The sequence below is a fragment of the Nostoc sp. genome (genome assembly GCF_036917095.1).
Taxonomy (GTDB): Bacteria; Cyanobacteriota; Cyanobacteriia; order Cyanobacteriales; family Nostocaceae; genus Nostoc.
Genome location: NZ_JBALFH010000040.1, coordinates 218,107 through 230,656 on the forward strand (window position 1 = coordinate 218,107; position 12,550 = coordinate 230,656).

The following is a 12,550-nucleotide window of genomic DNA, read 5'->3' on the forward strand; positions in this document are numbered from 1 at the left end:
AGCAGGATTTTTAATAAATGCTTACTTTCGCTCAAGTTAACTTTGGATTAAATATAGCTGGTTTAATTGGAATTATTTATTTGCTTTGGGCAATTATTTACTTGATTTTAACAGTAGCTTGGCTATCCCAACGTGGAACCAGGCTTAGAGGTTGGGCTTTAGCCCTTTACATTATCCAACTTATATTTACGCCAATTATAATGTTGTTAAGTGGAGTAATCTTGTATTATCAAGGTTGGCGTTTAGATCCAGTTCTTCAATTTGAGCAATTTTTATTGTTGCTATTAATTCTTTACCTGAGTGTCAAAGATATTGTAATTAATGCAGTTTACAGAGATAGATAATTTTATAATTTTTTGTAGAGACGTGAACTCGGACTGGGCTTTGCCCCGTTACGCTAACGCGTCTCTAGCAAGAATAGGATGTTTTTACACAATATGATTACAAAGTATATGTAAAATCTTCCACCAGCATACCGGGAACTAAACTACCTCCAAGTTGACGACTTTCGTATGTACCTACTTCGGGAATGAATTCTTGAAAATTAGTCAAATCGACTAAGTTTTCTCCCCAGAAGCGGTAGAGACTTTCATCAAAACGTAAGTTTTCAATGGGGGCAGTAATTTCTCCGTTTTCTACCCAAAAACAAGCATAACGGGTCATACCTGTGATTCTACCAGTGTGGCGATCGCTCCAATTCAAGTAATGTAAATTCGATACATATAATCCTGTATCTAAACTCGGAAGAATCTGCTCAAATGCTAAATTGCCAGTACTCACTTCTGGCGCTCGTAAAGTCTCTGAACCATTAGCACCGTTGGCAGTTTTTTGATATTCCTTAGCAGTGCGAGAATTCACCAAAGTATTTACCAAATATCCTTTTTCTATTACAGGTAACTCCGGTGCTGCCATTTCTCCCAATTCATTAAATCGCGGCACTAATCCCCGCTGAAAATTTTCTTTCAAACTAAATCTTCGAGAAAGTTGTTTTTCTTGACGCGATAAAGCAGCTAAAGCACTGTTTCCTTGTTGGATATCAGCTTCGCTGACTGCTCCCCAAGAAAGCATTAGTAATAAATCTGCAACAGCAGCAGGTGCAAAATAAGTTTTGTATTGTCCCCGTGGCAATTCTTTAGCTGGACGAGCAAGCAATTCAAGTTGCTTTTTGGCTTCGTTAATTTTGGCTATGTAAGCAGAAATATCCCAATAACTCCCGGCAAATGTGCCCTTAACAGCTTGCCCAGAAGTGGAAAATAGAGAATAATCTAAGGTAAAAGTATCAGTAGCAAACCAGTGTTTTTGACCGTTGGAATCACCATAAGCTTTAACTATCAATCCCCCTGCATATATCCCTGTAAAATCTAATTCAGAAACTAGTTGTATCACAGTTGGTACTACTGCTTCCGCCGCCAATAAATTTCCAGAATGTACTTCCCGGCTGGTATTAGTTCCTGATGGTAAAACTAGATATGGATCGATGGGTAATAGAATAAGTTCATCACGTAGTTCCTGCAAAGCAGAATATGCTAATTGCCAATCTACGTCCCAATTCCCAGTAAAGGGAAACTGCCGAACACTGCTGCGCCGATCTGCCATCAAAGTCAGTTCGATCCAACCATCAGCAACACAACCAGTTTGTCGCACTTTCGCATGATTGAAACGAGTAAATTGACTTCTTTCACTACTGAGTCTCACCGTGAATTGTTCATTTTCTGCTTTTTTGATAACTAGAGTTTCAACCAGTCGATTAAAGCTGACTTCTAACGCAGATAATTCCTCAATTTTCATGGATATTAGATATTAATAGGGAATAAAGAGGTGGAGAAAGCTAGGTGTTAGGAGTTATTAATTTAATGAAAAAGTTTTTAATCTAAAACTCTTAACAACTAGCTACTGAATTTGCACTTTTTCAACATAGTTAGTAATTACTAATTCATAATTATTCGACGGGTTAAAATCCCTCGCTACAAGTAGACGCATTTTGTTTTAGGTTTAAATCCCTATGCAAAATGCAATTACGATAGCGTAGCGGTAGCGAGTCCGCGTACTCTTTCAGAGAAGCAAGCTACGCTTTTAGCGTCTCGTAGAGAGCGTCATTACAAATTACCAATTATTTAAGTTCCTCCACCAAAAACTTCGACATTAGCAAACACACAAACAGGTGAACCATGTCCTACCCAAATGGCCTGATTTGGTTCCCCTTTACCACAATAAGGGGTACCATACATTTGCCAGTTGTCAGCATTACCTACTTGGGTTAAGCTATGCCAAAATTCTGGTGTTGTGGCGCGGTAGTTGGGATTGCGGAGGGTTTTAGTGAGTTTACCATTCTCAATTAATTTAGCGTACTCACAACCAAATTGGAATTTGTAGCGGCGATCGTCAATTGACCAAGATCGGTTAGATTCCATGTAAACGCCGTGTTCTATCCCGCCAATAATGTCTTCAAAGCTAGCGTTTAAAGGCTCTAAATTCAAGTTTGCCATGCGATCGATCGCTGGTCGATTCCATGAGCAAGCACGGGCACAGGCAACTCCTGGTACACCCGCTCTTACCTGGCTCTCCAGACTGCCTAAACCTCGTTGGAGTACACCTTCTTTAACCAAATACTCGCGTGTTGCTACAGCACCCGTATCATCAAAGCCATAGCTGGCAAATTCACCAGGCACGGTGGGATCAAAGGTAATGTTCATCAGCGGCGAACCATATACTAGGTTGCCAAAATCACTTTTATTAACGAAGCTACCCCCAGCATAGTTACGCTCATCTCCTAAAATTCGGTCAATTTCTAGAGGATGCCCGACACTTTCATGGATTTGCAGCATCATTTGGTCTGGGGCTAAAACTAAATTGGTACGGGTGGTCGGGCATTCTTCTGCTGTCAAGAGTTCTACAGCTTGTTCGCCAATTTGCCGCACCCGATGCCATAAGTTTTCTTGTTTTAAAAGTTCTAGTCCGCCTTGGTAACAGTTTGCTTGCGAACCGTTGTTGCTGCGCTGTTGTACAACCGCTCCATCTTGGGCGGTGGCTCCGTAATTAGTGCCTATAGATAGTATTTTTTGATAGACTTCTGAACCATTAGTGCTAATAAACCAAGATTCTCTCTCGGTTGTGCTAGCACTGGCTATGGTTTGCACAATCTTGTCATCAACCTTCAATGTTTGGCAAATACGAATCAGTAAATCGTTGATTTCTCCCGGACTCAGAGCATCCAATGGCTCAAGAAATGGAGATTTATATTCACCAACGACTTTAGGGCGCTCAGTAGCACGGAAGGGATGTATCCACCATTCACTGGCTGCTAGCGCCTGTTTATAGGCTGTTTGGGCAGCATCTTGTAAGGAAGACAGTTCTAGGGAGTTAGTAGCTGCATAACCCAGACAGCCATTGACCAAAACTTCCAGCATGGCTCCGACAGTGAAGGATTTGGCGTTTAGCTGGGGTAAGGCGTCACGGACAAAACGGGTAGTAGAAGTTTCCTTTACGGCTCTAATACCGATCCAATCAGCGGGAATGTCGAAACTAGCGATCGCTTTTTTGAGAGTAGTCCACATAACAATTTAAAATTTAATTCCGGTGCCAGCGTGTACCATCACGGCTATCAATTAGCGTAATACCTTCTGCTTGGAGTTGGTCACGAATGCGATCGCTTTCAGCAAAATTTTTGGCTTGACGTGCTTCTTGCCTTTGCTGAATTTTTGCTTCAATTTCTGCATCGCTCAAACCACTACTCGTGTGAATTTCTGTTTCTATCTCGGCTTCTAAACCCAAAACTCCAGCCAATGTGACAAGAGTTTGCCATTGATGTTTTAACTCATCAGGGGAAGTTTCAGTTTTCCCTTCATGCACAATAATATTTCCTTCGCGGCGCAGTTCTTTGGCTAATTCAAACAGCACTGTTAACCCACCAGGAAAATTAAAGTCGTTATTCACAGTTTCTTGGAAACGTTCAATATAAGAATTGGGTACTGGGGATTGGGTGCTGGGTATTGGCATATTCCCAGTCTCTAAATCCCAACCTAGTTTTTTGCCGTATTGGTAGCCGAAGAGTAAACCTTCTTTAATGGTGTGCCAACCGTTGGTTGCTGCGGCGATCGCTTCGTCGGTAAAATCTATGGGTGTGCGATATTGAGCGGTCAGTACAAACAACCGTACCGCCATCGGGTCAACTCCTCGATCCAGTAATTCTCGAATAGTGGTAAAGTTGCCCAAAGATTTGGACATTTTTTCACCATCTACCTTCACCATGCCGTTATGCAACCAGTAAAGCGCTAAGGGTTTTCCTGTTACAGCCTCAGATTGGGCAATTTCGTTTTCATGGTGGGGAAAAATTAAGTCAGCGCCACCAGCATGAATATCTATGGTATCACCCAGGCGATCGCGTACCATTGCCGAGCATTCTATGTGCCACCCCGGACGACCTGCGCCCCAAGGTGATTCCCAAGCTGGTTCTCCCGGTTTTGCTGCCTTCCACAAAGCAAAATCAAAGGGGTCTTTCTTTTTTTGGTACTCTGGATCTTCTACGTTGACGCGATCGCTTTTCCCGGCTTGCATATCTTCTAACTTACGTCCCGAAAGCTTGCCATACTCAGCAAACTGCCGCACTGCATAATACACATCGCCCTCAGCAGGGTAAGCAAAACCCTTATTTTCCAACTCATGAATTAACCGCTGAATGCCATTCATCGTGTGGGTAGCGCGGGGATATTCATCAGCTTCTTTGATTCCTAACCGCGCCATATCCTCAAAATATGCTTTGATAAAGCGATCGGCTACAGCTTCCATCGATGAATGTTCAACACAGGCTCGATTGAGAATCTTGTCATCAATATCAGTAAAATTTTGGATATATCGGACTTCATAGCCGATAAACTGGAGGTATCGGCGTACTACGTCCCAAACGATGCAAGCTCTAGCATGACCCAAATGGCAGTAATCGTACACCGTCACGCCGCAGTAATACATCTTAACCTTGCCTGGTTCGACTGTTTCAAACGGTTCTGGACGACGGGTGAGGGTATTGTAAAGGGTTAGGGTCATAACAGAGTAATGCTGAAATAAGAAGATACGTAATAATAGGGTAAAGCAGCTGGGATGACAGTCCAGCATCCCTATGCTAGTGTTTTCTGGACTATCTGCGCTACATTACTATTTTTTGACTATTTGATAACAGCGCTATGCAATCAGCAGTTACACCCGAATCTTCGGCAATGGATACGCCCAAACAAGGAATGCCAGTAACAATTATTACGGGCTTTCTCGGTAGTGGCAAGACGACTTTACTTAATCATATCCTCAACAACCAACAGGGTTTGAAAACCGCTGTTCTAGTGAATGAATTTGGCGAAATTGGCATCGACAACGAGCTAATTGTTTCCACTGGTGAGAACATGGTGGAGCTAAATAATGGTTGTATCTGCTGCACTATTAATAATGATTTAGTAGATGCAGTTTACAAAGTTTTAGAACGCCAAGAAAATCTAGATTATCTAGTAGTGGAAACAACTGGATTGGCAGATCCGCTACCAGTAGCTCTAACCTTCTTAAGCACAGAATTGCGGGATTTAACTCGCTTAGATTCGATTATTACTGTGGTAGATGCGGCGAATTACAGCCTAGATTTATTTAACTCTGAAGCAGCATACAGTCAGATTGCCTATGGTGATGTAATTGTCCTGAACAAGGCTGATTTGGTTGATGAAGCTACTTTGAACGAGTTAGAAGCGAAAATTAACGAAGTCAAGGAAGGAGCAAGAATTATCCGCGCTACGCGATCGCAAGTGCCACTTCCTTTAATTCTGAGTGTTGGTCTGTTTGAGTCAGATAAATATTTTGACACAGTGGTCGATGAACACGACCATCACGACCATCACGATCATCATGACGATCATGACCACTCAACATGCGGTCATGACCATCATGACCACGACCATGACCACCATCATCACGATCATTCTGACCATTTAGAAAATGATGGTTTTACTTCCATATCTTTCCAAAGTGACAAGCCTTTTTCTATTAGGAAATTTCAGTATTTCTTAGATAACCAGCTATCCTCAAATATCTTCCGAGCGAAGGGGATTATGTGGTTTGATGAAAGTCCGAAGCGTCATATTTTCCACCTTTGTGGTAAACGCTTCACCTTGGATGATGATGAATGGAAAGGTAAATTGAAAAACCAAATCGTGCTGATTGGTCAAAATTTGGATCGTGAGGCTTTAATTAGTCAACTCGAAAACTGCATTTGTCTGCCTTCAACCTCTCGCGGTAAAGGCTTTGGCAAATAAAAGTTAGGAGTTAAAGACGCGATTAATCGCGTCTGTACAAAAGTTTAATACTCGTTCCCAGGTGGAACCTGGGAATGGATTTCTAATGGTTCCGCCATCGATTTTGATCGATGAAAATGAGAGAATCGCGACGCCGAATAGCCCGTCGTAGACATCGCTTCCTTACTCCCCTACATTACCGGGTTCTTCACTTGCCAACTGCTGTACCTGCTCCACGGATAACCCCGTCACTTTCGCCACTATTTCCACCGAAATTCCCTCTTTGAGCAAATTCATCGCTACACGCCGCACTTCTTCAGCACGACCTTCAGCACGACCTTCAGCTAAACCTTCAGCAAGGATAGCTTGATAAGTTACTGACTCCTGCATAAGTTCCCTCCGCAGCAATTGTTGAATTATCTCTTTCTCTAATACTAACCCAGCCAGAATGAAGGCTGAGGCTGCAATATTGTTCTGAATACGTCGATCGGTAATTCCTGAAATTTCCTGAGCAACTTTTTGTAAGGTAGCAGTGCGGTTATTTGTCTGACTTAACGCCGCAAATGGTAATAATCCCGGGTGCTCCAAAAATACACTTGTTGGTTGCTCCCAAAGACGAATTACCTCGAACCTATGAGAGGTTTCTTCTAAAGTGAATGTGGTTTGCTGCACGAATTCTGAATTTGTTTGTTGCAGATAAATCACTACCTGACGCATTCGCTTACTTTTAAAGCGGCGATACACTCGCAACCGATAATCAATCATCCGAAAGGGAATATCAGCTTTGGGTTGGGTTTGGAATTCCAAATGCAGCACGACTTCATCGGATTGGAGCAATATCAACGCATCAGCGCGGATTGGTTCAAGAGAAAGCTCAGAAGGGCTTAATTCTGTGAGGGTGATAGATTCTCCTAACAACCAAGTGGCAAAGTCACTGGAGAAAGTTTCAGCAAGGAACTTACAAACGTTATCAAACATTAAGAGATTTTATCAGGTGGTAAGTAAGAGGCGAGAATAAATCAAACTAGGTTAAGTAATGTAAAAAATATTGAGATTACTTCTCACTATAAATTTCTCTCCATTTCGGAGAGAGGCTTTGAATCCGGAAACGTTGATGAACATCTAGATTACAATGCGCGTTGTTATCCAGCGAGTCAAATCATCTCAAGTTACAGTTAACGGTGAAATTGTCGGTAAAGTTGGCCGGGGGCTAAATTTGCTCGTGGGTATTGCTAATACCGATACTGATGCTGAAATCGACTGGATGGTGCGTAAGTGCTTGGAATTACGGCTGTTTCCTGATGCGGAAGGAGACGAACGCTGGCAAAAATCCGTACAAGAAATTGGCGGTGAGTTATTGGTAGTCAGTCAGTTTACGCTTTACGGTGACTGTCGCAAAGGTCGCCGTCCTTCTTTTGACCGTTCAGCCGCTCCCCAATCAGCAGCAGATTTGTATAATCGTTTTGTTACCAAGTTAAGAGCTAGTGGTTTGCAGGTGGAAACAGGTCAATTTGGTGCAATGATGGAAGTCTTAATTGAAAACGATGGCCCTGTAACTTTGTTACTTGAAAAAGAAGCAATTTAAGTATATACACTAAAAAATGAATAACAATAGCCTCTAGACCGTGGTGTTCTAATTGATGAGAGAATATTAAATTAACCATCACAAAAGTTTAAATTCATTCATCATGGCGAAAATCCAGTTTTCTAGAGGTCTTGACGAAGAAGTAACTCCAGATGTGCGTCTGACGCGATCGCGCACTGGCGACAGTGGTACAGCGACGTTTATTTTTACGAATCCAAAGATTTTAGATCAAGCTACCACCGAGGATATTACCGGGATGTACTTGATTGACGAAGAAGGCGAAATAATTACCCGTGAAGTTAAGGCTAAATTTGTCAACGGGAAACCGGAAGAATTAGAAGCACTTTACGTGATGAAGTCTGCCCAAGAGTGGGATCGCTTTATGCGTTTCATGGAGCGGTATGCTGAAGAAAACGATCTGGGACTGAGCAAAGCTTAAGCTGTAATTAGTCCTTAGTCATTAGTTATTTCCTAAAAACCAAAAACTAAGGACTAATAACTTTATGTAGCCGTTTAACAAGTTTCCCATGATATCACAACCCCACCCAGACTCGTCTAGAATTACGGTAACTTGTGCTGTCGTTACTGTCAGCGATACACGCACTTTGGAAACAGACAAAAGTGGCCAGCTAATTCAGCAGTTACTCCTTGGTGTTAACCATGCTGTAGGAGCCTACACGATTATCAAAGATGAGCCAGCACAAATTCAAGAACAGATAGAAAATCTGGGTAAAAGCTCAAATTTGGATGCTGTAATTTTCAATGGTGGTACAGGTATTGCGCCAAGAGATACCACCTACGATGCCATTGAGAAGTTACTGGAGAAAACTTTGCCGGGATTTGGTGAGTTATTTCGTTTTTTAAGTTATCAAGAAATTGGTTCGCGGGCGATCGCTTCTCGCGCTGTTGCTGGTGTTTATCAAAATAAATTAATCTTTTCGCTTCCCGGTTCCAGTAATGCTGTGCGACTGGCGATGGAAAAACTGATTTTGCCAGAACTCGCTCACTTGGTAAGTCAGGTTTGTAAGACAGTGAAATAAACAACTGTTGAGAAATTTACTATGAAAAGCTTTAGAGGATGTTTGAAAAGTGGTCGGTGATGTACCAAAGATTTTCAATCCTCGTAAATTACCCTTACAAAAGAGGATTTTGAAAAGTTTATTTCCCCATTTTAAGGGGAGTCACTGCAATATTGGGAGAATCTCGATACAATTTGATACTTTACAAACATCCTTTTATAAAAGTAACTTATGACGCATTAATATCATCCTTTCTATACTTGCATTTTTAGCTACCCAAAGATAATCATAGTGAAACGAATAAGATGTTAATATCAGGTCAGCAATGGAGTCTATTTACTGGAATTGCATAATTGCTCACGGCATCACTGCATTTTCATACTTTGGCATTCCTATAGTAATAGGGGCTTTTTTTGCCAGAACTAAGGCAACTATCCCTTCTAAGTTTTGGTTAGCCTTTTTATTATCAGGTGGATTCGTACTATTTTGCGGATTTCATCACCTTCTGGCGATCTTTGAGCCACATGTGGCTGTGTCCCTGCTGCACTTAGGCGTGCTCGACCTAATGGCGTTTGTTTCCTTGTCTGCCTTATTCTATTTGATGCCAACCGCTTATCAAATTGTAGAGGCGATCGCTAAATCTCAAGAAGATACTCGCGAACTTCAACGCAGCCAGCAAATGCAACAGCTATTCCTAGATCAGGGGCCGTTTGGAGCATATATCAAAGATGAGCAATCTAGGGTGCTTTATTACAACCAGGAACTACAGTCTAGATTCTTGGTAGATCCACAAGAATGGTTGGGGAAAACTGATAGTGAATTCTTGCCAAATCCAGAAGAAGGGCGGCGAGTAATGGAAAACGATCGAGTCGTTTTGAAAACTCTACGCCCCTTGAAACTGATTGAAGAGGTAAAGATACCTGGTAGCGACGATCGGCCGTGCTACTGGCTATCCTTTAAGTTTCCCTTTAGCGATTATGCAACGGGCGATCGCCGTATCGGTGGCATTAGTATCGATATTACAGAAACCATAGAAGCACAGCGATCGCTCACTGACTTAAATCAGCAGCTAGAAGAAAAAGCACGGGAATTAGAGGCAAAAAAACGAGAACTTATATATCTTTCAGATATGGCGGATATGCTTTATTCCTGCGAGTCTGAAGATGAGGTGTATCAAGTAGTCGCTTTAACCTGTTCCAAGCTGTTTCCTAATATGAGTGGTTGTATCTATATAATTGCTAATTCCAAGAATTATGTTCAGATGAATAGTATTTGGGGAGATGAAAAAATTAGTAAAGAAATATTTTCACAATCTGAGTGTTGGGCATTGAGAAGAGGAAAATTAAACCTTTTATCGCCTCGGAGTTCAGGACTAATGTGCAGCCACTTAATACAGCCTGTTATCGGCACACATTTGTGTGTTCCATTCTTTGGACAAGGCGAAGTAGCTGGGGTTTTACATATCTATGCGCTTGAAGAAATAAGTCCAGAAAAGCAACAAATTACTGAGATTATTGCTAGAACATTAGGCATTGCACTGAATAATCTATCGATAAAACAACGTTTAACTTATGATAACTTGCGGGATGGAATGACCCAACTATTCAATCAAAATTATATGCAAACCATAATGGAACAGAGGCTGGCGGAAGCTGAACGGTCGGGACAACCTCTTAGTGTTATTTTTCTTGATATTGATAACTTCAAATCTTACAACTCGCGCTATGGGCATGTGACTGCCAACATTGTTCTCCAGGGATTAGCAAAGCTGCTGCTAAAATCTATTCGCTCTTTTGATATTCCTTGCCGATGGGGTGGTGAAGAATTTGTGATTGTGATGCCTAATATGTCACTGGAAACCCTCAGGAAGCGAGTAGAACAACTAAGAGTAGATGTTCAACAAATGCAACTGAGGGACGGCGATCGCATTCTCGAAAGCATTACCGCTTCTTTTGGAATAGCTGTATCAGAATCAGGGATTACGGTTAAAGATTTTCTGAATCGGGCAAATCAAGCGATGCTTGAGGCAAAGCGAACAGGGAAGAATCGGGTTATGGAGTATGTAAATACCTATAATTAAGTAGGTCGGCGTAAATAATTATCGTTGGGATAAAAAGGGTTTCAGCCTTGTTTGCTTTTCTGCACACAGTTTGCTTTTATTGTGCCAACTTATTTTAATTAATAATTGATAATTCAAAAAACCCCAAGCGGTGAAACGAGCTGTTCTTCAGTCGGCATCCTGACTTTTCACGGTATCTGGAAAACCTCACTTCTATTTCTCTCATCCTTTAAGGAGAGAGACTTTGAATTTTCCCCCTTCCCGCGACGAGTTGGGGGTTAGGGGGTTAGGTCAATCGTTGGCTTTTCCATATAACGTGAAAAGTCAGATCGGCATCAAGCGTCAGACTTTCCAGCATAGAAATCAGAAACTTATAAATTTCCTATATATAAAAACAACTCCCTGAAGATGTGGGAGTTGTCATTTTGTATTCGAGCAGTTTTTCAAACGATTCAGAATGGAGCGATGGCTGTGGCGGGCTGCGCCTACGCCAAGCAGATGGCAGCCAATATAGCAGCGATGACATAAAATACTCCAACCACTTGTAATTCTGACCAACCAGTCAGTTCTAAATGATGGTGTAAGGGTGCCATTTTGAAAAGGCGCTTGCCTTTGCCATCAGGGCCCTTAGTAGCTTTGTAATAACTTACCTGTGCCATCACAGAAAGAGTTTCTACGAAGAAGATACCACCGAGAATGAACAGAGCGACTAAGGAGTTTGTCAATAGTGCTACAGCAGCTAAAGCTCCTCCCAGTGCTAAAGAACCAGTATCTCCCATGAAAACGCGGGCTGGGTTACGATTATGGGCTAAGAAACCTAAGCAACCACCACTTAAAGCAGCACAGAAAACCATCAACCCAGGTGCTGTAGGCGCGACTAAGGCACCTAATGCTAAAAGTGCGATCGCTACTGTTCCTGCTGCCAAGCCATCAATACCATCTGTTAAATTAGTTGCATTACTTTCTGCAACTAGGACAAAACCTGCTAAAGGCCAAAATAGGAATCCTAAGGGTAGTGTAAAGCTTACCCAAGGCAAAGCAATATTTGTAATATTAGAAGGTTGATTAAACATCAGCCATAGACAAAACACAGCCGCAAAACTCACCTGCAAAGTTAGTTTTGTTCGGGGAGATATACCTTTATTTGATTTACGGCGCAGAATTTGCCAATCGTCGAGCCAGCCAATAAATCCATAGCTGATTGTCAATGCCGAAACTGCAAGTACGTCTGTAGCAAAGTTAGACAATATACAGGCGATTAACACTCCTACAGGTATAAAAAATATACCTCCCATTGTTGGGGTGCCTGCCTTTTTTAGATGGGCTTGGGGCCCATCTTCGCGAATTATTTGTCCAGTTTTGAGTGCTTGAAGTAGGGGTATTACCCAAAAACCCACGACACCCGAACCCAGCGCACACAAAAGTAGTGGCAGGGTTAAGGACATACTTTGCCAAGGTAGCCTATTGGCTAACGAATCCAAGAAAAATGCTGTTGTACCTAACCCTACGGCTAATAAAGAGGCTAGAGCGATTCCAGAAATATTTAATCCTTGCTCAGGAGATAATTTAGCGTCCACAGAAGTTTCCCTTCACTCCACACTTATAAAACTTAATACCAGGA

11 protein-coding genes are annotated in these 12,550 nt (G+C 42.0%); 6 read left to right on the plus strand and 5 right to left on the minus strand.

Features of this window, described 5'->3' with window-relative positions:
* The first annotated feature begins 17 nt into the window (after window positions 1-17).
* Window positions 18-344: a Ycf66 family protein gene (locus tag V7L01_RS20475; RefSeq protein ID WP_335037864.1), complete on the plus strand. Its 327-nt coding sequence runs from the start codon at window positions 18-20 to the stop codon at window positions 342-344.
* A 97-nt stretch (window positions 345-441) separates the two neighbouring features.
* On the opposite strand, the gene V7L01_RS20480 is transcribed toward V7L01_RS20475, so the two are convergent.
* From V7L01_RS20480 to cysS, 3 genes are all read right to left on the minus strand, one after another.
* A complete protein-coding gene (locus V7L01_RS20480; protein WP_335037866.1) occupies window positions 442-1,788 on the minus strand; it encodes a TldD/PmbA family protein in 1,347 nt (448 codons plus the stop codon).
* A gap of 326 nt (window positions 1,789-2,114) precedes the next feature.
* Window positions 2,115-3,554, minus strand: coding sequence for a TldD/PmbA family protein (locus V7L01_RS20485; protein ID WP_335037869.1), 1,440 nt, complete (start codon window positions 3,552-3,554; stop codon window positions 2,115-2,117).
* 13 nt (window positions 3,555-3,567) lie between these two features.
* Complete coding sequence (cysS, locus tag V7L01_RS20490) at window positions 3,568-5,040, minus strand: cysteine--tRNA ligase (RefSeq protein WP_335037871.1); 1,473 nt, start codon at window positions 5,038-5,040, stop codon at window positions 3,568-3,570.
* A gap of 137 nt (window positions 5,041-5,177) precedes the next feature.
* Here cysS and V7L01_RS20495 point away from each other — a divergent pair, with 137 nt between their 5' ends.
* The gene (locus tag V7L01_RS20495; RefSeq protein ID WP_335037874.1) at window positions 5,178-6,287 is read left to right on the plus strand and encodes a CobW family GTP-binding protein; all 1,110 of its coding nucleotides are present in this window, start codon (window positions 5,178-5,180) and stop codon (window positions 6,285-6,287) included.
* A 162-nt stretch (window positions 6,288-6,449) separates the two neighbouring features.
* Here the strand turns inward: V7L01_RS20495 and V7L01_RS20500 are convergent, their stop codons facing one another.
* Window positions 6,450-7,244: an Rpn family recombination-promoting nuclease/putative transposase gene (locus tag V7L01_RS20500; RefSeq protein ID WP_335037876.1), complete on the minus strand. Its 795-nt coding sequence runs from the start codon at window positions 7,242-7,244 to the stop codon at window positions 6,450-6,452.
* 154 nt (window positions 7,245-7,398) lie between these two features.
* Between V7L01_RS20500 and dtd the strand changes: the two genes are divergently transcribed.
* From dtd to V7L01_RS20520, 4 genes are all read left to right on the plus strand, one after another.
* A complete protein-coding gene (gene dtd, locus V7L01_RS20505; protein ID WP_335037877.1) occupies window positions 7,399-7,851 on the plus strand; it encodes a D-aminoacyl-tRNA deacylase in 453 nt (150 codons plus the stop codon).
* 103 nt (window positions 7,852-7,954) lie between these two features.
* A complete protein-coding gene (gene psb28 / locus V7L01_RS20510; RefSeq protein WP_335037878.1) occupies window positions 7,955-8,290 on the plus strand; it encodes a photosystem II reaction center protein Psb28 in 336 nt (111 codons plus the stop codon).
* Window positions 8,291-8,378: 88 nt separating this feature from the next.
* The gene (locus tag V7L01_RS20515; protein ID WP_335037880.1) at window positions 8,379-8,891 is read left to right on the plus strand and encodes a MogA/MoaB family molybdenum cofactor biosynthesis protein; all 513 of its coding nucleotides are present in this window, start codon (window positions 8,379-8,381) and stop codon (window positions 8,889-8,891) included.
* 304 nt (window positions 8,892-9,195) lie between these two features.
* Window positions 9,196-10,950 carry a diguanylate cyclase gene (locus V7L01_RS20520; RefSeq protein WP_335037882.1) on the plus strand — a complete coding sequence of 585 codons (1,755 nt, stop codon included), beginning with the start codon at window positions 9,196-9,198 and terminating at the stop codon, window positions 10,948-10,950.
* Between the two features lie 464 nt (window positions 10,951-11,414).
* Here the strand turns inward: V7L01_RS20520 and mraY are convergent, their stop codons facing one another.
* The gene (gene mraY, locus V7L01_RS20525) at window positions 11,415-12,506 is read right to left on the minus strand and encodes a phospho-N-acetylmuramoyl-pentapeptide-transferase (RefSeq protein ID WP_335037884.1); all 1,092 of its coding nucleotides are present in this window, start codon (window positions 12,504-12,506) and stop codon (window positions 11,415-11,417) included.
* Between the last annotated feature and the right edge of the window lie 44 nt (window positions 12,507-12,550).